Genomic DNA, 26,384 nt, shown 5'->3' with positions numbered 1-26,384 from the left:
CCGTTATGAGGTTCGAAAAAAAAGTAGCGATTGTAACCGGTGCCGGTCAGGGTATTGGGTTTGAAATATGCAGACAGCTGGCCAGACAAGGCGCTACTATTATACTAAATGATATAGACGAAACATTGGCTGCCAGTGCCGCAAAAGCGATTATTGCAGACAACGGCGCTTGTATAGCCATGGCCGGAGATTCCAGCGATATCCTGTTTATACAGCAGCTGGTAAATACCGCTGTAACACAATTTGGCAGCATAGATATTGTTATTGCCAATGCAGGCATTACTTTGTTCGGTGATTTCTTTACCTATACCCCTGCTGCTTTTGCCAGGGTAATGCAGGTGAATCTTGCCGGCACTTTCTTTCTCGCACAAACCGCCGCCAATCAAATGAAACAGCAGCGCCGTGGTGGCGCTATATTATTTACTTCTTCTGTAACCGGCCACCAGGCGCATAAAGACCTGGCAGCCTATGGTATGAGTAAAGCCGCCCTGGAGATGCTGGCTAAAAATTTAGTAATAGAATTATCGCCGCACAAAATAACGGTAAATACTATTGCGCCCGGCGCCACCCTCACGGAACGTACGCTGGATGATCCGGATTATGAACGTACCTGGTCGTCCTTAACGCCCATGGGACGCCCGGCGCAGACCCTCGATATTGCTAATGCCGCCTTATTCCTCGTATCTGAGGAGGCCAGGCATATCACCGGCCAAAGCCTGATCATTGATGGCGGATGGACAAGCATCAGTCCATCACCTTACTGAGATCAGCTCCAACAGCTCTTTTGCATTCAGCCTGGCTGATTGATCACTACCTTCCAGTAATTGATCTGCCAGATCACGTTTGCTGTTATGCAGCTCAATAATTTTTTCTTCAATGGTATGTTGCGCTACCAGCCTGTAAATAGTAACCGGCCGCGTTTGTCCGATACGATACGCCCGGTCGGAGGCCTGTTCTTCAATGGCTGGATTCCACCACGGGTCCATATGAATCACATAATCTGCTGCCGTGAGGTTAAGTCCAAGTCCACCTGCTTTGAGGCTGATTAAAAACAGCTGTCCCTTACCTGCCTGAAAATCTTTCACCAGTGTATCCCTTTGTGGCAACGGCGTTGCGCCATCGAGGTAGAGATAAGTAATGCCCAAACTATTTAATGCTTCTTTCACCAGATCCAGGTGTCGTACAAACTGGCTGAACACCAACGCCCGGTGGTTGTTGGAAATCAGCTCCTGTACTATTTCCTGGAACACATTCAGTTTAGAAGAAGGGATATCAATTTCTGCGTCTATCATTTTGGGATTACAGGCAGCCATTCTTAACCGGCTGATTTCTGCCAGTGCACGAATATGTTGCTGCGCCATACTGCCTTCCTGTGCCTTGATATTTTCCAGTGCTTTGCGGCGTAATGCCTCATAAAAGGCCGCTTCATCCGGGGATAAACTGACCAGCTTAATAATTTCTGTTTTAGGCGGCAATTCGTCCAGCACACCGGTTTTGGTACGACGCAATATAAACGGCGCGATCAGCTTTTTCAGGTGCTGCTTCACCGTACTTTCCGGATTACGAACAGATGGGAATACGAACTGTTTATTAAAATGGTCCAGCGTGCCCAGCAAACCAGGATTGAGGAAGTTGAACAGGTTCCAGATTTCCCCCATATGATTTTGTATAGGCGTGCCCGTTAGCATGAGTTTAAATCCTGCCTGCAAAGACATGGCTGCTTTAGAGGTTTTTGTCTGGAAGTTTTTGATGGTATGTGCTTCATCCAGTACTACAGTGGGCCATTTCACGGCTGCCAGCAATTGTTCTTCTGCCTGCAGCAACCCATAGGTAGTAATCACTACATCAAAAGGACCCGCCGCTTTTATCAGTGCAGCACGGTTGCCATTATGCAGATACACTACGTTAAGCGAAGGCGCAAAGCGGGTAATTTCGTTGCTCCAGTTAGACACTACCGAAGCCGGACAAATCACTAATGCCGCTCCTTCTCCGCCGCGATGCAACAATAAGGCAATAGCCTGTATGGTTTTACCAAGGCCCATATCATCAGCCAGACAGGCACCGGCGCCCCAGGCGGCGAGGTGTGTCATCCAGCGGAACCCCTCTTCCTGGTATGGCCGTAAAGAAGTTTGTAACGTAACAGGCACCGGCGGAACCAGTTCCATGGCAGTTTCCCGCTTCTCTTTAAACGATTTCCACGCCACATCTGTGCTAACAATGCCGGCATGTTGTAACAGCTCATCCAGCGCAGGCGATGCAAACTGCTGGATCTTCACCGTGTGGCGATCGATAGTAGCGATGCTTGATAATTCGTTTAGCCGTCTGCGTAATTCACTCGTCAATGCCAGATACTCTCCGTTCTGCAACGCAACAAATCTTTTCTTAACTGTTCTGGTTGTATCCAGTAAGTCTTTCAGTGTGAGTACGGTAGTTTCATCTACTTTGAGCTCACCGTCGCACAGGAACCAATGATCCTTTTCTTTCAGGGATACACTCAAATCAGGGAAACCTGCCGTTTGTTTTATTTTGTATCGTTCTCCTTCCGGCCACTCTGCTCTTACAATCTCCGGATATTGCCGGATAATTTCCAGCAACTGCAGGCAGTCCAGCGGATCTTCAAAAATGATCGTATCGTCAGACAGGTCCTGTGCTATCGCGCCCTGTATGTAATTCAGTAAGGCAGTAACATTTGTTTTCTCCCGGTCCAGATCCCTGATAGCCTGCCAACGTTCTCCGTTACTGATACCAATGATGTTATGCGCACCTGTGCCAGGCTTACAATACGGCGGATCAATGGTGAATGGTTTCACATACAATGCCGCCTTCAGGCCTTCACCCAATGGCAGCAACTGAATCACAATACGGCTATCGGCAGGTCGTTTACTGATGTTGGTAGCAATATCGCCCATATCAGCATGAATGGTGATGTGGGCACCCACACTCTTTAACACCTGTACCAGCTTATCTTTTCCTGCTGGCGGCACTAATGGTATTTGCTGTAATGTTTGCAATAGCCGGCGCTGCGAAGCAGTGAGACTTATAATCTTTAGCCTGGTATTGGTTTCTTTTACAAAAACAGTTTCACTTACAAAATCATCGATGTTAGTGCCGAAAACATATCCCTGCGTAGTTTTATTGACACTCAACTCCGGTTGACCTTTTAAAATTTCTACAGAAATGGTGGGATCATCTGCTAAAAATAAAAAAGGATGTCCGGCAATCTCCAGCCATACCGTTTCTGCAAATGAAAATGATTCTCCATCATAATTATAATAGTGATCTTTCTGCACAGTATTACCTATCCTGAAATCCTGATCTGTCATGGCTTCCGCCTTTCCATCCTTCAGTTTTTTCAACGGCACATTTCTCCCGCTACTCCAGGTATTATTTCCCTGTGACGTTTGCAGTACAGGCTGGATCTTATAATGATCAAAATCTATGAGATAGATCAAACGCGATACAACAATATTTTTTTCTTTTTTTGTAAGATGATCATCTGCGCCCAGCAATGTATTCAGGAGCCGCTCCCAATCGGCTGTTTGTTCCATCTGGGAAAATACCGGCAACTGTCCTGTAATACCCGCAGCTTCCTGAAATTTACTTTCATATCCCAGGTAATCATCTCCCTTAAATAAATATAAATATTCGTAGGTCAGTAACCGGTAGTGACGCTCCAAACCCATGCTCAGCAACCTGCCTGCAAGTGGATTAAAAGTGCGCAGCAACTTGCTTTTAGGATGCAGCAACTGCAAACACATGATCGCCAAATAACTCAGCAGATAACCCTCCCCTCCTTCCAGCAATATCAGTAACAGGTTTTCTGCCTTTTCCTTTCTGCCTGCGTGAAAATGTAATAAACAAATGGCAGGTGTAATGGCAGGAAACAGCTTTCTTTCGTAGGCCGTTATAATTTTTGTGATCACCGGATTTGTTTGTTCACCGGGCAATACCGCCAATGTAAATGCATAATAGAAAGCAAACAATGGCGATAGCGGCAGTGTATTTTTTTTATCGTACTGCCGTTGCCGTTTGATGCCTTTCTCAAAAGCGGCGAATGCTTTTTCCGGTTGCCCGCTGTACAATAAAATAACAGCCTGGGCATATAAATCATCTGCGTCATTATCTGCCGCAGGCAAATTAAGATGCCCCTGCAACAATAACAGCTCGGGAAAATTGGTATTGTACTGTTTCCGGAATGCCTCCAGTTCCTCTACCGGCGGCATTTTCAGCAGGTTATATTTCAGGGAGAAAGAAGAAATTTTATCGATGCTATCCTGGCTGAAAATCTTCAATAGATCTGCATAAGCCGGGAAATATAACAGGTAAGATAAATACGGTTGATACTCATTCAGCTCCAGCTCTATTTTTTTCACAGGAGGAGATAACAAAAATCTGTCGCCTGTAAAATAAGCGGTGAGCAATTGTTGCAGATCCTGCAACCGTGCGCTGGTACTATAAAACGCATGTACTGCATACCGCGTTCTTTCCACCATACCCGTATATTGGGATCGTTTAATATTTATGGGGAACAATGCAAAATTCATCTCTGGTATCAGTGAATAGTTACCAGTCACGTTTTTGATCACTAATCCTGTTGCCGTCAGTTGTTTCAATATATCACTGATCCTGGTATTCGGGATTTCAATGATGCGCTGCACCACATCTGTGATAGTATGTGTTTCCAATGGATACATATATACAGACAGCACATCCATCACCAGTTTCACATCATTTTCCTGCGACGTGTATTGCTGTAAGTAAAAGCTTTCGTTGATCATGGGTGCAAAAATAGCTCATTATTGCGTGAGGCAGGGCCAACATTATATTTTTGTTATCTGCTAAAATGGATAATTTTTTAAACAGGTAATTAATTAACTTAATAAACAACCTACGCCTTATGCCACTTATTCCCTCATCATTCAGACAATTCATCCTTAAAGAAAAACGGAACCGGAACTATTTATTGATAGCAGTTTTAGCAGCCATAACGCAATTAATAATTTTTAAGCTGTTGTATCCTTATGCGGATTTCTTCTCAGATTCCTACAGCTATATTCGTGCCGCTGCATCACATTATGATGTAAGTATATGGCCTATCGGATACTCAAAGTTCTTATGGTTGTTCCACCAGGTAACTTATTCAGATACTGCGCTTGTTGCCTTTCAATACTTGTTTGTTGAAGCAATGGCATTGTATTTTTTCTTTACTGTGTGCTATTTTTACCAACCAACTACTCAGATCAGTAATATCATTTTTATTTTCCTGTTTTTTAATCCTTTGACATTATACCTGAGTAATTATGTTTCCAGCGATGCGCCCTTTCTGGCCCTCAGCTTATGGTGGGTAGTACAACTACTCCGGATCATACACCGCCCGCGGCCATACCAGGTAATAACACATGCATTACTGGTAGCCGTTGCTTTTACGTTCCGGTATAATGCCATGTATTACCCGGTTATAACGGCCATTGCTTTTATTTTATCCAGGCACAAAGTGCCTTACAAAATAGTTGGTATTGTATTGCCGTTGCTTCTTATAGCCACCTTTGTTAACTATACCCGGAACAAAGCCTATGATCTTACCGGTACAAAGCAGTTTTCCGTGTTCAGTGGCTGGCAGCTGGCCAATAATGCCTTGTATATGTATCCTTATATACAGGTAAAGGAGCAGCCTCCTGTTGAATGCCGGGAGTTCCATAATATGGTGAATGCTTATTTTGATAGCATTCCTTCCGAGTTTAAAACAGTATCACCGAGGGACGGGGCATTTTACATTAAATATCCCACGGCGCCACTAAAACAATACCTGGAAGAACATTTTAACTGGGAAAAAGATAGCACGGGAGGCATTCTGGCCTGGGGATCGGTATCTCCGATCTATGGCAGCTATGGAAGTTTTTTGATCCGGCACTATCCGGTTGCTTTTGCAAGGTATTTTCTGTTGCCGAATGCTTTGAACTATTGTTTGCCACCGCTGGAAAAACTGGAAGTTTATAATACAGGAAGTGATAACGTTTCTGCAACAGCAAGTAGTTGGTTCCATTATCCTGGTACAAAGGTCAAAGTGGTGTCAGGCACAATACAGGGAGCTATATTGCTGCTTTGTCCGGCTATATTCCTGGTAATTAACCTCCTTTTCTTAGGAAGCCTCGTGGTATGGATAAAAACAAAATGGCGGAAAAGTAATGAGCCTGATTTTAAGTATGCACTTCTTTTAATGGTGGCATTACTGGTTGTTAATGCTGCGTTTAGTGTAATGGCTTCACCAATTGTGTTCAGGTACCAGGTATTTCCGATGATGATATGTTTCTCCTTCTTAATGTTGCTTATAGAGAAGCTGGAGGTATTGGAGAAATAATATGCAGCTGTTATTTAAGATGTAAAATACTGTCGTTATCGAAATAATAATCGATGTATTGTGAAAACTTCAATCCGTCTAAAAAGTGCCGAACCGGTTTGTTACGATTCATAGAACCGGTAAATGGTTTGTTATTCGCGGCCTTTACATCAATTTTCACCACTACACCGTAAAACCGGTGGATAAGTGTAGCTATTTCTTCCATGGATGCGGCATGGAATAAATGTATGCCTTGTCGCCATGCAAGGACGTCACCTTCATCAAATTTCTCTGTGGACATTCCTTTTTCTGGTGTAAATGAAATTTCATAGCCAGGTTTTAATATGGATGTTGCATTACCTGCTTCCATTTTTACGGCGCCTTCCACCAAAGCAACGCTTACAGCGTTACTGTCGTAGGTATTAACATTAAATGCCGTACCGAGTACCTGTACCGTAGCACCGGGCAAGTGCACCAGGAAAGGCTTACCGGCATTTTGGGCTATTTTCAGATAAGCTTCACCATGGATAGTAACCTCCCTGGTATTGCCTGTAAAGGCAAGCGGAAAATCGAGCTGTGTTGCAGCATTCAGTTCTATCTCCGAGCCATCCTGCAGGTGAATACTATAATCTTTTCCGGCGGGTACTGTAAGAGAAGCTGATTGGGGTGTAGCAGTATCATAGCTATAGGTCAGTTGTTTGTTTTTATTATTTAATATGATATTGCCTAATTGCGTACGGCCCTGCTGGTTACTTAAATCAATGGTTGGGCCATTCCTCAGTTGCAACTGAATATGTTCAGCGATGGGTGGGCTGCTATCTTTTTTCTTAGTAAAAAAGATATACGAGAAGAATCCTGCCATAACAAATAGCGCAGCCATGCCTGTCATGTACCTGACTATTGTCTGGTAGTGTTCCTTTTTTCTTATTGCAATCCATACTTTTTCAGCACCAGGATACGCTCTTATTTCCTGCAACCGATTCTCAGGATACATATTAAGCAATTCCAGGTAAATGGCATTTGCTTCCTGATCCTCAGCTATTACCTGGTGCAAATAAGTCTTTTCATCCTCCCCGATATTTCCTGAAATCTCAAAAAGTACCAATTGGATAAGATATTCTTTATCTATATTCATCGTCATCCTATGCATAAGGAACAAAAACCAGAGTAAGGTACTATTAAGATTAATAAATTATTAATTATGCTTTTCTTAAACTGATACGGAGTTCTTTAAGCGCTGTCAAAACCTGGTTCTTAACCGTTTGCAAACCAATTCCTCTTCTGATGGCAATTTCTTTCTGACTGATACCTTCCAGGTATTGCATTTCAAAAACAGCGCGACTGGCGGGAGCAATATTATTGATGGCATGACGTAGTTGTCGTCCCAACTCTTTATTCTCCAGATCTGTTGGATTAACAAGTGTATCCTTTATATATGTATACTGTTGTTTACGTTTCCTGGTTTTATTATGTGCTCTGATAATGTTCAGGCAATGGTTTCTTATTGCCCCATACAAGTAATTCCGTAAAGATGATTGTATTTGTACAGATCCCTTCTTCAGCCAGAGCCAGACAAATACCTCCTGCACGGCATCGTGGGCTTCATCCTCACGCTGCAGGGTTCTGTATGCTTCCATAAAAAGCAGCTCCTGGTAGCGGTTTACCAGGGTAGAAAAAGCGGCTTCCTTTCCTGCCTTTACAAGATTAAATAATTCATTATCACTTATTTCATGCATCGGCGTTTCAGTTAATGCTACTAACATGACAAATATTTTCTTGCTATCAGATGCTCAGAGCAGGATAATGGTTTTAAAATTTGTTACGCTGCAATTAAATTAATATTCTTTGGGATTTCGTAAATCGGATGTTAAGGAAAAATGGTTTTTTGTGTCGCTTAAAAAAAGATGGATGGCGAATAGTACCTGCCGCATTAATCGGTTCCTTCTATATAGCAAGTAATATTTCCCAATGCTGTTAAGAAAAGATGTGTCATGAATATTACCAAAATGCTTCTCTCGGCTTTCATAACCGACCAACAAGTGTATCTGTGATGTTTTTCAGTATATGCATAAGTAGTCAATCTATACCGGCTGCTAACATTATTATAATCTGGTATAAGCTTTCCCCTCAAAGTGATCAATGTGATAAAACCAATCTCATTTACTCAATCCATCCTTTTAAAAGGCAATTATGGGAATCATTTTTAAAACCAGGCATATTGTATTTGTGTTAGCGGCATTAGTCGTCTCACTGCACTTTTACTCTCCTTTGGCAGCACAGGAAACAGGAGATCAGAAAATTACTGTTTTCGCCAATAACACACCACTAAGATCAGTGCTGAAGAACATTGAAAAGCAAACTGATATGCGCTTTAATTACATTGACAATGAACTAAACGTCAATGAGAAGGTAACGGTTCGATATGAAAATCTACCGTTAAACTCGGTGATGTCAGCGTTATTGCATCCTAAAGGATTAGCATGGAAATACATAGATAAGAATATTTATCTGCGAAAAAATAATGATGCCGAAAAAAAAGAAAACGCACCGGTAGGATCAAAAGACACCATAAGGTCATCGGCTATCAGTGGAAAAATCGTAGATGAAGAGGGGGCTCCGCTACCTGGTGCGACGGTTTTAGTGAAAGGCACCCCATTAGGTACCAGTGCGGATGCGGAAGGGAGATTCTTTCTTAGCAATGTCCCTGATAATGCTAATCTCAGAATTAGTTATACCAGCTATGAGCCACAGGAATTACATGTAAAGGTTAAGCAGAATTTTAAAGTGATCCTGAAAAAAATAATAGGGAATTTAGATGAGATGGTAGTTATAGCTTATGGCGCCACTACGAAAAGATTTAATACGGGTAGTGTAAGCACTGTAAAAGCGGAAGACATAGAGAAGCAACCTGTAACAGATCCGATTATGGCACTACAAGGCAGAGTCTCTGGCCTTTACATTACGCAATCATCAGGTATTCCGGGAGCAGGACTTACTGTCAGGCTTCGGGGACAAAACAGTATCGCAAATGGAAATGATCCGTTATACATTGTTGATGGCATACCTTATACTTCAACGACCTTAACAAGTCCGGATTTCGGTGGAGGGGCAGTGGGAGGCCCTCCTGATCAGGGAGGAGGGCTGAGTCCTTTTAATAGTTTGAACCCAGCGGATATTGAAAGGATTGATGTACTGAAAGATGCAGATGCTACCGCTATCTATGGCTCTAGGGGAGCAAACGGAGTTATTCTCATCACCACAAAAAAAGGGAAAGCAGGCAAAACTAAATTTGATCTGAATATTTCTACAGGTAATGGCCAGGTGCCTCATATGATGAAGCTGTTAAATACGCAACAATACCTGGAGATGCGGCATGAAGCTTTTAAAAATGATGGTGTAATACCAGGCTCAAGTGATTATGATATTAATGGTGCCTGGGATACTACCCACTATACTAACTGGCAAAAGGTGCTGATCGGCGGAACAGCTAAATTTACCAATATCCAAACATCATTATCAGGTGGGAACCAGCATACACAGTTTATAATTGGAGGAGGATATAGCAAACAAACTACGGTATACCCTGGTGATTATTATAACCAAAAAGCTTCACTGCATATAAACTTAACACATTCATCCATCAATGAAAAGTTTCGCTTAAATTTTTCGGGCAGTTATGTCAATGACGACAGTAATTTGCCCAGTACTGATTTTACAGGTAATATTAGCCTCGCACCTGATGCACCTGTTTTGCATGATGCTGCAGGTAACTTAAACTGGCAGAATAATACTTTTATCAATCCTTTAGGGGCCACTTTAATACATGCGCAGGCAGTTACAGATAACCTTATCAGCAACTTAGGTCTTAATTATGAACTACTCCCCGGATTGGTGATAAGAAGTAGTTTGGGTTTCACGCATATTCAAATGAATCAAACCATTCAAACACCTTTGAGTGCCTACCCTCCTTCTTATGGTAATATAACTTTTCTCAGAAGTAATTCATTTGGAACGAACGATCTAAAAAACTGGATTATTGAGCCACAAATCAATTATGTAAAAAGTATTGGGAAAAATAAATTAGAAATATTAATTGGATCCACCTTTCAACAAAATTTACAAAACTCTATTGGCCACTACGCTTCAGATTTTTCAAGTGATGCTTTAATTCAAAATGTTTCCGCTGCTACTACAACAAGAATAGCAGGAAATAATTATACAAAATACCGGTACAATGCCATTTTTGGACGCATTAATTACAATTGGAAGGAAAAATACCTGATTGACTTAACTGCCAGACGGGATGGTAGCAGTCGTTTTGGGCCAGGCAGGCAATTTGGTAATTTTGGGGCAGTGGGAGCTGCATGGATTTTCTCACAGGAAGATTGGATAAAAAACAGCCTTCCTTTTTTAAGCTTTGGAAAAATCAGGGCAAGCTACGGCACTACTGGTAATGACCAAACACCCGATTATCAATATTTAAGTACCTATCAACCAAATTATAATCTATATCAAGGTTTGGCAGGACTCTATCCTACCAGAATACCTAATCCCGATTTTGGATGGGAGCTTGTCAGAAAAATGGAATTAGGTTTGGAAACAGGTTTTATGAACGACAGAATATTTTTTAATGCCAGTTACTATCGCAACCGAACAGGTAATCAATTGGTTGGCTACGCTCTTCCAAATATTGCCGGTTTTTCATCTGTTCAATATAACTTACCTGCTACTGTACAAAACAGTGGTTTTGAATTTGAATTAAATACCAACAATATAAAATTGAAAAATTTTACATGGAAAACACTTATCAACCTCAGTATTCCGCGTAATAAGCTCATCAGCTATACTAACTTCGAAGGGTCGCCTTACAATAGAATCTATACAATTGGTCAGTCTCTTTTCAGCAGAAAATACTATCAGTATACAGGGGTTGATCCTGAAATAGGTTTATATACAGTGAGGGATGTTAATAAGGATGGCTCAATTACTTACGACGACCGTATAATAGCAAAAGAGCTAACTCAAAAATTTTTTGGGGGAATGCAGAATAGTTTTTCATACAAAGGCTTTCAACTCGACATTTTCCTTCAATTTGTAAAACAGACAGGAAATGATTTCCTGGGATTTTTTCCATCTGTAGCAGGGTTTGTTAATCAGAATGTGCCAATCGATAATTTAAAAAGGTGGCAAACAAAAGGTGATATAACCAATATCCAACAATTTTCAACGGGCACCGGTCCAGCTGATCCAGCTCGAGTTTGGTATACTAATAGTGATGCCAACATTGTTGATGCTTCCTTTATACGTTTGAAAAACTTATCTGTTTCTTATGCCCTACCCACGAACTGGCTGCAACGGGTACACCTTCAAAATATAAGAATCTACTTACAAGGCCAGAATCTGTTCACCATAACTGGTTATAAGGGATTAGATCCGGAAACACAAAGACTGGGTTTGCCACCGTTAAGAATGATGACAGCTGGCATACAAGTATCTCTTTAATACAAAAAAGAATTACTCTCTCCATAAAAAGAAAATATGAAACAATATAAATCCGTACTACATCTTAAAGAGACAGTCAATTCAAAAAAACAGTTATTCCTTGTTTTTTGCCTAATCTCCTTATTGATAGTTCAATCCGGGTGCAAAAAATTTGTAGATGTTGGCGTACCCAAGACACAATTGGCAACCGGAACAGTTTTCAGTGAGAACAGTACCGCTACAGCCGCGCTAACTGCTATTTATGCACAAATGTCTTCACTAAGAGATATTTGTAAAATTACAGGACTATCCTCAGATGAATTTATTAATTACGCAGCAGATCCCTCATATGCCAATGCATATAAAAATGCACTCATTGAAAATAATGCTACTTCCCTTTTCTGGATAAGTTCATACAATTTTATTTACCAGGCCAATGCCGTAATTGAAGGCCTTCAAAATAATACTGGCGTTAGTGCTGCTGTAAAAAAACAATTAACTGGTGAAGCTAAATTCATACGCGCTTTCTGGCAATTTTATCTGGTGAACCTCTATGGGGATATCCCCATTGTGACAAGCATAGATTATACCGTAAATATAAAGGCCTTTCGCTCTACAAAAACTCAGGTATACCAACAAATTATTGCTGATCTAAAGGATGCTCAAAACTTACTAGGCGATAATTATGTAGATGCTCATAATGCTATTACAACAGATCGGGTAAGACCTACAAAATGGGTAGCCACGGCTTTGCTTGCACGGGCATATTTATATGCAAATGACTATATGGATGCAGAAACACAGAGTACCATACTGATAAATAATACACAAACATTCTCTTTACTTAATACTCTTAATGACGTTTTTTTAGCTAACAGCAACGAAGCGATATGGGAAATAATGCCTCCGGGAAATACCGGTTATAACACAGATGAAGGGAATTCATTCATATTAACAGATGTACCCAGCCCTATTAATGGTGTAAGTTTAAGTCAACAGCAATTAAGTGTATTTGAGCCGGGAGATAAGCGAAGAACAGATTGGGTCGATAGCATTATTATTTCCGGCGCAACTTACTACTTCCCCTATAAGTATAAAATACAAACAGGAGGGGATATTAAAGAATACAGTATGATGCTTAGGCTGGCCGAACAATTCTTAATACGGTCAGAGGCAAGGATACAACAAAACAAATTAAGTGAAGGAGTTGCTGATCTGAATATAATTCGTAATAGAGCGGGACTTAATAATACAGCCGCCAGTACAAAAACTGAGCTATTATCTGCTGTTATGCATGAAAGACAGGTTGAGTTATTCACAGAAGGATACCGCTGGCTGGATTTAAAAAGAGTCAATATCGTGGATGCAGTAATGAATGACGCTACTTTGCAAAAAGGTGGTGGAAAATGGCAAAGCTATCAACAACTATATCCCATTCCTTCAGATGATATAAGAAATGGTATTAATCTAAAACAGAATCCGGGATACTAAATGTTAGAGATAATAATCAGCAAAAAATCAACATCTATAGGTTCATAATAAAAGTAATTTATGCATTAGTCATCGAATAGTTTTGAACTCTTTAAATATGCGAGCAAATACAAAAGAATATAAAATGAAAACACTCATTATAACAGCGGTTTTTATTATGGGCTGTGCCACAAGAGTTATAGCACAAAACCCGGTACACTGGAAATACAGTAGTGAAAAATTGGCTGACAGAACCTTCCAGGTACATTTGACTGCTACCATAGATGATGGATGGCATGTATTTTCCCAGGTTCAACCTCCGGATGCTGTTGCTGCCCCCTCACAAATAAAATTCACCCATAACCCTTTAATACAACTACAAGGGAAGATAAAAGAAGTAGGCAAAAGAGAAGTCTATGAGAATAGGGAGATTGGTATCAGTGCATACCAATATGCCGCTACCTTGGATTTCGTGCAAATAGTTCAGCTAAAAACTAATGCAAAAATATATATACAAGGGACCATCGTGTTTATGGCTTGTACTAATGAAAGTTGCCTTCCACCAATGACCGTTCCATTTACTTTGCAATTACAATAATACATGGTAAACAGATCCGATTATAGTTTAACAGGACTAAAAAGAGCTTGCTAAATAATAATGTCAGTAATATATGCAAGACAAATAGTAACATCATAATTAATAAAGCATCTATCATATTTAAAATCAGATAATAAAAATGAAGAAATTAATTTTTTCTGTATGGGGAATAATTTTCGCCATCAACGTTTGTGCTCAGGCCAATATAAATAATATGGGCTATCCTGAAATAGGGCGTAAATGCCCCGATTTTACTTTTAAGGATGTAGGAAATTACTCAAAAAAACAAGTTTCTTTAAATGATTTTAAAGGCAAATGGATAATTCTGGATTTATGGGATAAAACATGTGGGGGATGTATAAAAAGTTTTCCACATGTTAATGCTTTGCAAAAGGAATTTGGAGATCAGATACAGTATATACTGGTTGGCAAAGAAGATCCGGAGAACGAAATAAGGAAGGTTTATACTAAATTTCAGAAAGGTCTAAATCTGCAGCTGGCATATACTTTTGACTCAACTATGTTTAATCGATTTGACGTAGGCAGAGTTCCATATGTCCTTGTTATTGATCCTAAAGGTATCGTACGTGGCATAACAATCAAACTGGAAGCTTCCGATATAGCAACGTTTCTTGCCGGAAGACAACCGATCTTAATAAATGCATATAGAAATAATGAAGAACTACCATCGTATGATAGCCAATCTCCATTTTTAGTACATGGTAATGGTGGAAATGATACCAGCTTTCTATATAGGTCTTTATTGGCTATATGGCATCCAACAGACCCAAGTTCCCCCTTATCTGAACTCGACTACCTGGAAAATGGAAGAATTCAACCTGTGGGAGAAGATCTAATCAGCTTATATATGCTGGCATACGTTGGTAGAACTGCAATCAGGTTTAATGACTCTCTTTATGGGAAATTTTTCGATGATCCTATTTTGGAAGTATCAGATAGCAGTATGTTTCAGAGCCCTGATCACCAAACCGAGAAATTATATAGCTATAGTCTTAGTGTACCGATTTCAAAGGCCAGCAGGAATTATCTAATGGAAGTAATGCAACGCGATCTGAAGAATTATTTTGGTTTTGATGCAAATATTGAAACCAGGATGATGCCCTATTGGAAGTTGGTTGCTACAAAAGAAGCAAAACTAAAATTAAAAACAAAAGGGCAAAGCTTATGGCCAGAGGGAAGGGTGGATACCGGATTTGTGGCGAAAAACTTTCCAATGAGAACATTCCTTCATCAACTTTCCGGGCTTGATCTTCCGGTTATTGATGAGACAGGGATTGAAGGGAACATTGATATTAGTATGAATTGTATCTTAACTGATTTTAATGAGATCAGAAAAGGGTTAAGAGCAAATGGTATGGATTTGATAAAGGGGACAAAAAAGATGAATGTTCTTGTAATCAGGGATCCTAAAGTGAATAGAATTGTCAGTAATTAAATCATACGTACACACAGATTACTTTATTGAACAATAAATTGTATCAGATACAGTCATGTATATAGAATGGCCTTTTACATACTCTTGCAGAAACACTATCTTTAGTAAAAGAATGCAGCTGGAGGGTTTATCTCCAGCTGCCTAAAAATCAACTAATGTAAAATCAATTACTGGCTATTACAGATTAAGCTATTAAAGTTGGGTCGTTTCCTTATGCAATATGCAATTACTATTGATCGTCCATACAATTCTATGAAGCGGCCCGCCTGCAGTACAAACCCTTCCAATACCAAAACAGGGGGTGCTAAAAAGCGTACACACTATACCATTTGTAGTAAGCACCTTTGCTGACTTATTTCTATTGCTTCCCATCGTTGAGATAGCACCAGCAATAGCTAAAATAAAAGTAGTAGCTCCCATCAAAATTCTTGGAGTTGTCATATCATGTTTTCTTTTAAGTTCAAAAAGAAATAAAATTTCAAAGATTATTAAATAATCATCTTCTATTCTTTCATTTTTCTACTTTCGGCTCTTCTAAATTATCTAGCTTGGTTAGGTATTATTCATCACAATAATTAATTTAAGCAGAATGGATTACGGGATAACGGTCTAAATTTGGGAACGAAGGTAAAAGTGAACAGGCTTGTGATCAATGCCTGCCAAATAGGAATATTATTTGGGACTAGATTATCCATCTGCTTGAAAATCTAATCTAATGTCGGATCCAATTATAGCTTTTAATGATCTAGAAACAAAGGTCCTATTGAATCCTATAGAGTTTGTGAACTTGGCAATTACTATTAAGTGTCCATATGGTTCTATGAAGTGCAGTCATTGTAGTACATAAAGGGCCAATAACGTTTATGCCGCAATTGCAATTAATAAGCGTACATACGATCTTATTTACAGTAAGTACCCTGCCATTTATATTTCTGTTACTTCCCATTGTTGAGATAGCGCCAGCTATGGCTAAAATAAAAGTAGCAGCACCCAGCAAAATTCTTGAATTTATCATATTATGCTTGCTTTTTGAATTTAAAAAGCAATAAAAACTTTAATGGTTATTAAACAATCATCTTCTATTCGTTTTGTTTTCTGCTTAACTTATCCGGACTGGCTATAATAAATCTGGTGTTATTCATCACAATAATTCATTTAACCAGAAAGGGTTACAGGATAAGGATTTAAATTGGGCAAGGAGGGTAAAAACGAACACGCTCGTGATCAAGGCCCAGACAATAGGCATGTTATTATTGAAGCATAAAAATAGTAAAGCTCATTACTGCGCATTAAATTCACCATGTACAAGTGTTAAAATAGCGCGGAGTTATTTTTTTGAAAATGCTATCTTACCAAAAGAAAAGCAGCTGGAAATAGATCATCCAGCTGCTTGAAAATTCAACCTAATGTCGGATCCAATCATAGTTTTTAATGATCAAGAAACAAAGGTCCTATTGAATCTTATAGAGGTGGTGAAGTTTGCAAGTACTATTAACTGTCCATACGGTTCTATGAAGTGCAGTTCCTGTAGTACAAATAGGCTTAAGATTATTAAAGCCGCAATTGACGCTAATAAGCGTACACACTATCTTATTTACAGTAAGTACCCTGCCATTTATATTTCTGTTGCTTCCCATTGTTGAGATAGCGCCGGCGATAGCTAAAACAAAAGTAGTAGCTCCCAGCAAAATTCTTGTATTTATCATATTATGTTTGCTTTTTAAATTCAAAAAGCAATAAAAACTTTAAATAATTAAATAATTACCTACTCTTTTTCAGGTTTTCGGTTTCCCCTGTTTTATCCAGCCTGGCTGCAGCAAAACTGGATATTGTTATTATTATTGCGCACAATAATTCCTTTTGCTCCAATATTTGAAGCAGTTCAAAATATTAATACTAAAAAATTAAAGCCTGTTTTAATCAGTAGATAATAATAGATAATCCAGCTTATCCGGCAATTGATATTTCATCAGGAAATGAATAATACCACTACTTCCTGTCATCAGATCGGCTACAGGATCGGGGTAATCGTTCATAGACCAATACCTTACACCATCTTTATTTTCAAGAAGCGTATGTGCAAAGGAATTTGCAATCCAATTTGCCCGATGTTGCCATTCTTCCTCTTTAAAAGCTTTATACGCTTCCAGGTAAACTTCTCCCAATCCGGCTATGCCCATTGCTTGAGAATAGTCAACATGAACCGGGCAGCTTGAAAGTGCTTGTAAAGTACCTGTTGCTATTTCTTTATAAAATGGATCTTTAAAATGCTTATATGCTTTGATAAATACTAATGCTATACCCGGAATGCCAATATCACAACTAAATTGGCTTATTGACTTCTTTCTTGTTGCATCATTCCAATAATAAATATCCTTTTTCCTGGTCGATTGTCTTTTCAACCAACCCAATGCTTTCCTGATAGTATTGTTCAGGTGTTCATCAGGGTACAGATTAGCGTACATTAGTAGAAAACAAACGATGCCTGAGACGCCATATGCCAGGCCAATTATTTTGTTTTTTTTGCTCCCTGGCGTATTATCCGTGTTCCAGGAACCATCATCCTGTTGCTTAGCAAGTAATGTTTCCAAATACTGGGTCAATAATGGCGTAGTAAAGTCTGGGGATAACCAACGCCTGCATTGAAGCAAGGCAATACCTTGTCCGGCTACACCAGCGGCTAGATCCAAATTCTCTGAAACGTTCTGAAAACATTGTTGCAGGTATAATTTATATTCATTGTCCGGAGCTAATAATCCCGCATTCATTCCCTCAGATATAGCCAAAGCAATACCAGCCGCCCCCCCATAGAGCTCAGGCTTTAGTGTTGAAATATTATTCAGGCAAGTAGCCTGTAGATATTTCCAGCTATTGGCATATCCTTCCATAATGGGATCAATATTGTAACCAAGTATTTTTGCTTTTGATAGCATATATACAATGCCAGTCATACCATTATGTAGTTCTGCCGAATACGCTCTCTCTACCTGCACCGTTCCCATCGATTCATCTTTTTTAAGTATTTGAGCATCCCACAAACAATCCTCAGTCATTAACCGGGTACTTGTTAGTCCCTTTAGTGCCGCATTAATCAAATCTGTGAATTTCTGCTCCCGATCCTTGTCAGGAATTTCTGCGCTTATATTCTCAACTTGTGAAAGATGCATTACTAATTCACGCTGATATTTCTCAATATTTTCTTTAATGGTTTCCAGAAGAGGTCTTTCCTGGGGAGTAGTACTTAAGCACTTCGCTATTGTATCACTCAAAAACTCATTTCTTGTAAAAAAAAGCAGGCTTTTAATAAGTTTACCAGGAACGTTTATACCAAATTTAACTGGCGTCAGACCTGTGAAAATGAATGCCATCAGTGCTCCTATAGCGTAAATATCTTCTTTGATGGTAGGTGTTTGCTGCGCCTCTTGTTCAGGTGAGTAATATCCGAATGTACCTAGCTTAAATGCCGGATATGGTTTCCTGTTAGCCAAAGAATAAGAAAGTTCCATATCAATCAAAAAAATCCGACCTTTCTTATCTATTAAAAAATTATTAGGTGTTATATCCCGATGTACATATGCTCTTTCATGGAATCGTTGTATAATGGTTATTATTTTTAACAGGTAACCAATCAATAATAATTGATTCGCTGCGGATAGCTGAAACCAACTATTTCCTTTGTAAGTAGATAACACAATATTTTCTAAAGAATCACCCTTTATGAATTCCATCACCAGGTACATATCATTGTTCTCCTTAAATAAATCGAAAATTTTGGGAAATGGAATATCATTAGCAAGGTCTTTACAAAGTTCATGTTGCCACATTAGCCGGTCCTGTATATCTCTTCCCTGTTCATCTACCCACATATTGTATTTCCCTTCCTTAATGATGCAATGCTTTATGTTCAAAAATCCTTTTATGTAAATACCTTTTATTACCCTGCCTTTCGCATCTGGTTTGATAACAGTCAGCGGTTTATAAGTATTTTTTAATAGCTTCTTGGATACAGGTACCTGAGGTTGGGTAATCTCACCAAATGGCCATACCACATTTTCTGGTAGCACAAAAGGGATGGTATAATAATCCGGTACTAATTCACCCTTTGTGTTATATATATACCTGATTTCGTTGCCGGGCGCTTCTCCATCAGGAGTATCAGTCCTCATAATGGGATTAAAACTTCCATAACGGGTATAAACAATACTACCCAAATGTATATTTGTAGGGATAGCTGGCCCTCTGAATGATGCAGTTAACCGGATTAACTTTTGTGCCAACAGCAGTGCCTCCTTATCTGTTTTAGGATAAATGCATACCACCTTACCAAGCTTTGCATAACCCAGGTTAGCATCTAATAAATATTTAGCTATTTCATTATTTCTGATAATTTTAAAGGGCACATTTTCCCGGATCAACTCAGGAATGACTATTTCAAATAATGCTGACAACTGAGGTTTAATGACAGACAGATGTAATATCCAACCTTGCACCTGGATGATTTCACCAACCTGCAGGTAATAGTCAGTATTTATATATTGCAAGCCATATTTTTCAAGGGTATCTGCAAAGTTTATATATTGCCTGCTATCGGGATTTGAATCGTTCTCTGTAATAAGTGTTTTATTACTCAATATGTCCTGCATATATTTTCAGATTATGTAAAACAGTATTTGTTTATTGTTATTTTACAACTTATTTACTTCCGCCATAATTTGACTCACTTTAAACCCTCCCTTTATAACAAGTTTCAATTGCTTATGCTTATCATAAAGGGCTGAAAAAGGAGCTGTATTTACTTCGAAATACTTTGGAAATGAAAAAGTATAATCTCTTCCCAAAGTAATATTGGGGTAATCAGCTAACTTATGATCCTTGTTAAAAGCCTTCAGCCGGTCAATAGGATCAATACTGACAAAGTAAAATTGAACTGATTTTAATGAATCCATATTTTTAAGCAAATCAGTCGTTTGCTCTTCACAATGCTCGCAATCGGGGCTAATAAACATAATCATTACAGGCTTCCCATCAGGTATTTTGCTGGTACTTAGCTTAGTAGTACTATCAAGCAGCAATAAATTAAAAACCGGGATATCACTTTTTTTATTGCATGCACAAATAGTTACGCAAAAAATAAGCGCACAAAAAAGTACTTTCTTCATATCGTTCAGTTGAAGGCCTATTATTTATGTATACTTAACTTCCTGTAAATCGTCCCGTTTGGCTTGAAACCATTTACTGCTTAACAATACCCCAGTGAAGGCAAGTAAAGTGTAAAATAAATTGAAGAACAGGTGTTGCTTCCATGTCATTTGTTTAATGATACCTCCACAAGAGCAAGGCAGGCTATGATGAGGTACAGATACCAACATATAGCCAACATATATGGTAAATGCACTCATCAAAAACAGGGAAGCAAATAACCCTGTTTTTTTTAGCCTGGGTATTAATAAACAGCAAGCAATTAATATTTCAATTAATGGAATCCCAATAATTAATACCGGTACAAAAACCCTTGGCAGGGGCTGTTGCGTCATCTGAACTTTAAAGGATCCAAAGAGGAGCAGCTTAGTTGCCGCTGTATACACAAACAATAAAATCAATAGATAGGTAATAACGTCAACAATAGTGTCCCGTTTCATAATTATGAATATTTTAGACTTCAAGGCATAATTGAGTCACCTCATTTCATGGTACTGAAATGAAAAATGTAAAAGAAATATTTCTTGTATAGTACTGTTACTATGGTTCTTCTGAGGTAGTTGTTGGCATAAATCTATGGATTGTAGGGTTTTAATACTCCTTGGTTTTTCCGAAAAGCAGTGCTCAGCTGATAATTCTCAACTATTAGCTTGTAAATTATTATGTTGACCTATGGGGGATAACGCTGCAATCAAAATGTATATCTCTATCCCTGTTCTGTAAATGTCAAAAATTAATTTTAAATTAATGTTCAATAATTCGAATAAAAAAAACTACAAATCTTGGTCGCTTGCTATTTTGTTCTTCTCCAGCCATTTCTGCCGGAATTCTCTTGGTGAACAATTATGAATTTTTCGAAATACGAATGAAAAGTAATTGGTGCCCGCAAAACCTACCTGGTATGCAATGGATGTAACCGGTATATTGGTAGCCTCCAGTAATTGAGCAGCCCTGCTTACTCTCTGCTGTTCTATATATTCCTTAGGCCTGATACCGAAAAGCTCTTTAAACCCCTTTTCAAAGCTGCGCAGGTTCATACCTGCCTGTTTGCTTAAAGTCTGCACCTTGAGTGGTAAGTGGAAGTTATCCTGGATAAATACCTGGATTTCCCGCAACCTGATTTGTTGGTCTATACTTCGGTACTGTTTTTTATCAGCTACTTCCAGGGAATTAAAATAACTGATTAGCAGGTCATTAATTCTGGCATGAAAAAAAATATGCTTAGCTGGGCCTGTTAAATTACACTGCCTGATAGCATCCAGTATTCTTCGTTCTTCTATATTTACTTTGAAAGTGGATAAGGCATTTCCATTCTGTGACCGATTCTGCTGCGCATCATATAATTGCTGAAAGTTAGGGTGCTGTGTTACGAAAGAAAGTAAAAAATCGTTCGAAAATGAGCAATAAACGGCCTCGTGCTCATCTACTGCAAAGGATGCAGTATTTTTTGAATCGGCCGGTATGTAATAGCATCCATACATGTTTTTACGCAGCATTAAATTACCATAACCCTGTAATTCATAAGAGATATTCCCTTTTAATATACAGACTATAGCTACCATAGGCTGGTCTATAATGGTATTCAGTCTGATAGGTTTTCTGATGGAAAAATTTAACCAGCCTATTACCCACGACTTACTCCTTATCTCTTGTACAGAAAAACAACCAAAAGAACCTTCACTAAACTCAACAACAGCATCTTTAAAAGCGTGGCGCTGGTAATGTGGCGGTAGTTGGTTAGATGAGATGGTATTTCCTTCAGATTTTGATGATAACAGGAATTTCATAGTAGCAGGATACTCGTCTGTAGTCATTCTATCAATAATTTAATGGATGATGCTATCAACTCACCCAACTGCTCAGGGTATTAGTGCCGGGTCAAATGTATAGGCGCTAATAGGATAACAACCGGGAAAGCATCCTTACAAATTAGCAGTCGCCACTGCTACTATACGGCGATAATAAAAACTTAACATTGGAGCCTCCTGCTGCTGATCATCAATTGTTAACGGCAAATGTAATGATATAAGGTGCATTTATCGTATATCCGTTGGCGTTATATTTCTCTTTAAAAATAATGCACTAAAAAAGGAATAGATACATTTCTATTCTTTTTTTAGTGCATTATTTTTTCTCTTTTTCATTCCGAACAGACTGGTTTGTATATTTTTATTTAAAAAAAATTAAGGCAGTTAATTATTTTTTTGGCATTACTGATCGCAGTTTCGGTGGGGGTTCCAAACTGCTATAAATTCAAAGATTGGATTGTTCTAAGTCAAGCAACCATTTCTTTCTTAATAGTCCACCGCCATAACCAGTCAGGTTGCCATCTTCACCAATTACCCTGTGGCAAGGAATGATGATTGAAATCCTGTTCATTCCATTTGCATTGGCAACAGCACGAACAGCTTCCCGTTTATTCATCGCTATGGATTGTTGTTTATAAGAATGGGTTGCTCCATATGGAATAGTTTGCAACGTTTTCCACACGGATTGCTGGAAAACCGTACCTGGAGCAAACAACGGCACTGTAAATACTTTTCTTTTCCCTTCAAAATATTCGTCCAGCTCCCGCTTTAGTAATTCAAAATGTTTGTTAGCACCCTGAATAATATTTGCATTTAGTTGCTTTGCTAACGCCTTCAATTCTGTTTCTAACATCTTACGGTCGGTAAATTCCAACAGACAGATACCCTGCTCCACTGCACATGCAAACATTGTCCCCAATGGCGTTTCAAGCCGCGTAATGTTTATGATTTGTTTATCTTTACTATTGGAAGGAGATACGCCAAAAACAGATTTAAACGAATCCGTGAATCCACTTAAAGATTCATAACCTGAATCAAAAGCAACAGCTGTAATTGTTTCCCCCTGTTGTATTTTTTTAAATGCAGAATTAATACGAAACATTCTTTGATAAGCGTGAAATGTTATACCATGATTTTTCAAGAACCACCTTCTTATTTTGCTTGGTTCAATTCCTTTCTCCATTAAATCTCCGTCCTTAAATTTTGCAGACGGATTTATGTTTAATTCGTTCAGTATGGCTTTTATAAAATCAGGTGTCTCTCCTAATTTTTCTAAAGGATTACACACTTTGCATGGTCTGTATCCTTTCAATATTGCTTCCCTGGTTGTTTTGAAAAATTCAACATTTTCTTCTTTCGGCTTTCGTGCGGTGCAGGTTGGCCGGCAAAATATTCCTGTTGTCTTAACCGCTGCGACGAACGTACCCTCATAAGCAACATCCTTCTCAACAAGTGCTTTATACATAATTTCGTTAGTCAACATCTTTATCCATTTTTTTCAAAATTAGACATGTTCAACCAGGCGTGCAACCGAAAACTTAACAAGTATTTTTTTATCTGCCTGAGTGATCAGCGAATACACCTTATCAAACTACTTTTGCAAATGAGCACTTCAAAAGCAGGCTACTACAAGTACGCCAAAAGTCCTTGTTGATAATGAGAAAATAAGCATTTGCCCCGTTTTTTGTATATTAGTAGCACTGCAGCCCCCTGCTGCTTTTAGTTACCTCACCCAAATGATCTCTTGTTATGGACACTGCACTTGAACAGATCCGTGAACAACAAAAACAATCCTGGAATAAATTTTCCTCCGGATGGAAAAAATGGGACGCCTTTACTATGGATTTCTTGCGACCCATGGGCGAAGCTATCATACACAGCCTTCAATTAAAAGATAAAGACCTGGTGCTGGATATTGCCACAGGTACAGGAGAGCCCGGCCTTACCATTGCCCGGCTCATACCGGGCGGAAAGGTGGTTGGTACCGACCTCTCAAAAGATATGCTGATCATTGCCCTTGCTAATGCCGAGGCAAAAGGTCTGAAAAATTATGAACCCCTGGTCACTGATGTCTGCGAATCACCCTTTCCTGCTAACACCTTTGATGCCATCAGCTGCCGGATGGGCTTTATGTTCTTCCCGGATATGCTACTGGCTGCCAGGCAAATGTACCGGGTGTTAAAGCCCAAAGGAAGGCTCGCAGTAGCAGTATGGGCAGGACCACAACAGAATAACTGGGTCACCACCATCCTTAGTGTCATTCAAAAACAACTGGTATTACCACCGCCAGCACCCGATGCGCCGGGCATGTTTCGTTGCGCCGGGCCGGAAGTGATGAGTGAACTTTTTAAAAAAGCAGGATTTAAAAATATTGTGGAGAAGCAGATTAGCGGTACAGTAGATTACCAAAGTTTTGAGCGTTACTGGGAAATGATGATGGATGTAGGCGCACCGATTGTTGCAGCTATGTCCGGCGCAGATGACGCCACAAAAGCAGCTATCAAAGCTGAAGTTTCAAAAGAATTTGAGTCCAAAAACATAAAAGGGGAAGCTAAACTGGAATATGCAGCAATTATAATTGCTGCAGAAAAGTAGGAGTACTAACAGATAGATCAATTGGTTCTATATGATTATATACAGCTGCTATGGTGACTAAAATATCTTCTCTGATAGAGCTCATGCAGGCACTAGCCATGAATCATCCTCAAATCCTCGAATTACAAACTTCAATTCTTTGTCCTTATGCTATCTTTTTACCACCGGGCTATGCCCTTACGGGTGCGGACAAGGACAAATGCCTGCTCAGTTTCAATAATGGCGATGGTATTGGCATTACAGCCAACAATGTTATTAGGAACCTGACCATTATGACCACGCCATCCTGCAGAGCCATTTTTTCGCAAACAGGTTTGACTGATATGGGGACGGTTACATTAAACAATCTTTCGGTAACAGGACAGGTTTCTCTTATGATACGCCAGGGTACAAACAGACTTATGCTCAATGCCGATAACGTAGATGTAGTTTCCTGCGATGCACGCAGATACAGCGAGCAACCACAAAAATATGGTGTAAACGTTTATCAGGGTGCTTTCACTGTTTATAATTTTAATGGAGATCCTAATAGCAACATTATCGCTAATATTACCAACATTACAGTTGGCAGAAAAAATGCACCGGTCATTGGCTCCGGTATTTTTGTGGGGGGCTATGGCGATAACGGCGGCTGGGTGGTACTCGAAAATCTTACTACCGGAGCCGTTTATGCTAATGGCATGCTTCCTTATGGCACTGCAGATATAATTACCGGCGGTGTATTTATCGTTTTTGGTGTTAAAGCCCAAAACGTTACCAACAATGGAGAGATTGTAACATATGGTGTAAATGATATGGTACTGGATACCTGGGGTTCAGTAGATAGCTGGACGGTGAATGAAAAATTAACCTCTTACGGACCAAGTGGAATCGGTTTTGTGAATTTTGGAACAGTGAACACTTTTATAGCCAAAAAGGAAATAATCACACATGGTTTAGGCGCCAGAGGCTTTAATCAATACGACGGCACCGTAAATACAATTAAAATGAAATCTATCACCACCTACGGTGATGGCGCTATTGGGATACAAGTGAGCAAACCTATCGGAAGCATTGAAATGGAAGAAGGCATAACAACACACGGCTCCATAGGAAATACTTTGGTGAAAGGTCTGCTGATGCCGCTTCCAGCCATAGCCTTCAGCATTAAACCCGGTGGCGAAGTACAAAACTTAGTAGTGAAAGGGGATATAATAACTTATGGAGATGAGGTGAGCAGCTATACTGTGGAAGGTGGAAAAATAAACAGGATAAGTGTTTCAGGACAAGTAGCCGCTGAAGGAAAAAATGCAAATGCCATTGTTATCAGTAATGGTGGAACTACTCCTTTAACAAATATAAGAGCATCCTCAAAGTCGGGTAAAATATTGATAAATGAGGGCGGGAACATTACCGATAAAAGTGGTTTTACAGAAGTGGTTTAATTGTGGGCGGAAAATC

At 39.3% G+C, this 26,384-nt stretch carries 16 protein-coding genes; 8 read left to right on the top strand and 8 right to left on the bottom strand.

All coding sequences use genetic code 11. The features are described from left to right. The first annotated feature begins 5 nt into the window (after nt 1-5). Nucleotides 6-764 carry an SDR family NAD(P)-dependent oxidoreductase gene (locus tag CLV51_RS13865; protein ID WP_106528614.1) on the top strand — a complete coding sequence of 253 codons (759 nt, stop codon included), beginning with the start codon at nt 6-8 and terminating at the stop codon, nt 762-764. Here the strand turns inward: CLV51_RS13865 and CLV51_RS13860 are convergent. Then, nucleotides 753-4,778, bottom strand: coding sequence for a DEAD/DEAH box helicase (locus CLV51_RS13860; RefSeq protein ID WP_106528613.1), 4,026 nt, complete (start codon nt 4,776-4,778; stop codon nt 753-755). The genes CLV51_RS13865 and CLV51_RS13860 overlap by 12 nt on opposite strands. 119 nt (nt 4,779-4,897) lie before the next feature. Here CLV51_RS13860 and CLV51_RS13855 point away from each other — a divergent pair, with 119 nt between their 5' ends. After that, nucleotides 4,898-6,358 (top strand): hypothetical protein, encoded by a 1,461-nt coding sequence (locus tag CLV51_RS13855; protein WP_106528612.1) that lies wholly within the window; start codon nt 4,898-4,900, stop codon nt 6,356-6,358. 10 nt (nt 6,359-6,368) lie between these two features. Here CLV51_RS13855 and CLV51_RS13850 read toward each other — a convergent pair whose 3' ends face one another. Together CLV51_RS13850 and CLV51_RS13845 are read right to left on the bottom strand one after the other, a co-directional pair. Continuing rightward, the gene (locus CLV51_RS13850) at nt 6,369-7,478 is read right to left on the bottom strand and encodes a FecR family protein (RefSeq protein ID WP_158267017.1); all 1,110 of its coding nucleotides are present in this window, start codon (nt 7,476-7,478) and stop codon (nt 6,369-6,371) included. Between the two features lie 58 nt (nt 7,479-7,536). Beyond that, on the bottom strand, nt 7,537-8,100 hold the full coding sequence (locus tag CLV51_RS13845; RefSeq protein WP_106528610.1) for an RNA polymerase sigma factor: 564 nt from the start codon (nt 8,098-8,100) through the stop codon (nt 7,537-7,539). A gap of 427 nt (nt 8,101-8,527) precedes the next feature. Between CLV51_RS13845 and CLV51_RS13840 the strand changes: the two genes are divergently transcribed. From CLV51_RS13840 to CLV51_RS13825, 4 genes are all read left to right on the top strand, one after another. Then, the gene (locus CLV51_RS13840) at nt 8,528-11,839 is read left to right on the top strand and encodes a SusC/RagA family TonB-linked outer membrane protein (protein WP_106528609.1); all 3,312 of its coding nucleotides are present in this window, start codon (nt 8,528-8,530) and stop codon (nt 11,837-11,839) included. Between the two features lie 36 nt (nt 11,840-11,875). Beyond that, complete coding sequence (locus CLV51_RS13835) at nt 11,876-13,309, top strand: RagB/SusD family nutrient uptake outer membrane protein (protein ID WP_106528608.1); 1,434 nt, start codon at nt 11,876-11,878, stop codon at nt 13,307-13,309. A gap of 124 nt (nt 13,310-13,433) precedes the next feature. Next, nucleotides 13,434-13,886, top strand: coding sequence for a protein-disulfide reductase DsbD domain-containing protein (locus CLV51_RS13830; protein ID WP_158267016.1), 453 nt, complete (start codon nt 13,434-13,436; stop codon nt 13,884-13,886). Nucleotides 13,887-14,025: 139 nt separating this feature from the next. Further along, nucleotides 14,026-15,342: a redoxin domain-containing protein gene (locus CLV51_RS13825; RefSeq protein WP_106528606.1), complete on the top strand. Its 1,317-nt coding sequence runs from the start codon at nt 14,026-14,028 to the stop codon at nt 15,340-15,342. A gap of 1,916 nt (nt 15,343-17,258) precedes the next feature. On the opposite strand, the gene CLV51_RS13810 is transcribed toward CLV51_RS13825, so the two are convergent. The 5 genes from CLV51_RS13810 to CLV51_RS13790 form a co-directional block, all read right to left on the bottom strand. Further along, nucleotides 17,259-19,973, bottom strand: a complete 2,715-nt coding sequence (locus CLV51_RS13810) for a lanthionine synthetase LanC family protein (protein ID WP_158267015.1) — start codon at nt 19,971-19,973, stop codon at nt 17,259-17,261. Nucleotides 19,974-20,027: 54 nt separating this feature from the next. Next, a complete protein-coding gene (locus CLV51_RS13805) occupies nt 20,028-20,501 on the bottom strand; it encodes a peroxiredoxin family protein (protein ID WP_106528602.1) in 474 nt (157 codons plus the stop codon). Between the two features lie 24 nt (nt 20,502-20,525). Next, nucleotides 20,526-20,981, bottom strand: coding sequence for a MauE/DoxX family redox-associated membrane protein (locus tag CLV51_RS13800; protein WP_106528601.1), 456 nt, complete (start codon nt 20,979-20,981; stop codon nt 20,526-20,528). Nucleotides 20,982-21,314: 333 nt separating this feature from the next. Beyond that, complete coding sequence (locus CLV51_RS13795; protein WP_106528600.1) at nt 21,315-22,355, bottom strand: helix-turn-helix domain-containing protein; 1,041 nt, start codon at nt 22,353-22,355, stop codon at nt 21,315-21,317. A 439-nt stretch (nt 22,356-22,794) separates the two neighbouring features. Further along, nucleotides 22,795-23,832: a bifunctional transcriptional activator/DNA repair enzyme AdaA gene (locus CLV51_RS13790; protein ID WP_106528599.1), complete on the bottom strand. Its 1,038-nt coding sequence runs from the start codon at nt 23,830-23,832 to the stop codon at nt 22,795-22,797. 266 nt (nt 23,833-24,098) lie between these two features. On the opposite strand from CLV51_RS13790, the gene CLV51_RS13785 reads away from it, so the two are divergent. Then, nucleotides 24,099-24,944, top strand: coding sequence for a class I SAM-dependent methyltransferase (locus CLV51_RS13785; protein WP_106528598.1), 846 nt, complete (start codon nt 24,099-24,101; stop codon nt 24,942-24,944). Nucleotides 24,945-24,994: 50 nt separating this feature from the next. Then, the gene (locus CLV51_RS13780; protein WP_211301990.1) at nt 24,995-26,368 is read left to right on the top strand and encodes a hypothetical protein; all 1,374 of its coding nucleotides are present in this window, start codon (nt 24,995-24,997) and stop codon (nt 26,366-26,368) included. Nucleotides 26,369-26,384: the final 16 nt, after the last annotated feature.

Origin of the sequence: Chitinophaga niastensis (assembly GCF_003014755.1) — a bacterium.
Classification (GTDB): domain Bacteria; phylum Bacteroidota; class Bacteroidia; order Chitinophagales; family Chitinophagaceae; genus Chitinophaga; species Chitinophaga niastensis.
The sequence above is the reverse complement of the archived record's forward strand: the minus strand, read 5'-3'. Positions and strand labels throughout refer to the sequence as shown.

Coding starts and splice junctions, on each gene's coding strand:
- CLV51_RS13830 (WP_158267016.1), top strand. CDS start 13,434: ATGAAAACACTCATTATAACAGCGGTTTTTATTATGGGCTGTGCCACA.
- CLV51_RS13785 (WP_106528598.1), top strand. CDS start 24,099: ATGGACACTGCACTTGAACAGATCCGTGAACAACAAAAACAATCCTGG.
- CLV51_RS13840 (WP_106528609.1), top strand. CDS start 8,528: ATGGGAATCATTTTTAAAACCAGGCATATTGTATTTGTGTTAGCGGCA.
- CLV51_RS13835 (WP_106528608.1), top strand. CDS start 11,876: ATGAAACAATATAAATCCGTACTACATCTTAAAGAGACAGTCAATTCA.
- CLV51_RS13805 (WP_106528602.1), bottom strand. CDS start 20,501: ATGAAGAAAGTACTTTTTTGTGCGCTTATTTTTTGCGTAACTATTTGT.
- CLV51_RS13860 (WP_106528613.1), bottom strand. CDS start 4,778: ATGATCAACGAAAGCTTTTACTTACAGCAATACACGTCGCAGGAAAAT.
- CLV51_RS13795 (WP_106528600.1), bottom strand. CDS start 22,355: ATGACTACAGACGAGTATCCTGCTACTATGAAATTCCTGTTATCATCA.
- CLV51_RS13845 (WP_106528610.1), bottom strand. CDS start 8,100: ATGTTAGTAGCATTAACTGAAACGCCGATGCATGAAATAAGTGATAAT.
- CLV51_RS13825 (WP_106528606.1), top strand. CDS start 14,026: ATGAAGAAATTAATTTTTTCTGTATGGGGAATAATTTTCGCCATCAAC.
- CLV51_RS13855 (WP_106528612.1), top strand. CDS start 4,898: ATGCCACTTATTCCCTCATCATTCAGACAATTCATCCTTAAAGAAAAA.
- CLV51_RS13865 (WP_106528614.1), top strand. CDS start 6: ATGAGGTTCGAAAAAAAAGTAGCGATTGTAACCGGTGCCGGTCAGGGT.
- CLV51_RS13780 (WP_211301990.1), top strand. CDS start 24,995: ATGGTGACTAAAATATCTTCTCTGATAGAGCTCATGCAGGCACTAGCC.
- CLV51_RS13850 (WP_158267017.1), bottom strand. CDS start 7,478: ATGACGATGAATATAGATAAAGAATATCTTATCCAATTGGTACTTTTT.
- CLV51_RS13800 (WP_106528601.1), bottom strand. CDS start 20,981: ATGAAACGGGACACTATTGTTGACGTTATTACCTATCTATTGATTTTA.
- CLV51_RS13790 (WP_106528599.1), bottom strand. CDS start 23,832: ATGTTGACTAACGAAATTATGTATAAAGCACTTGTTGAGAAGGATGTT.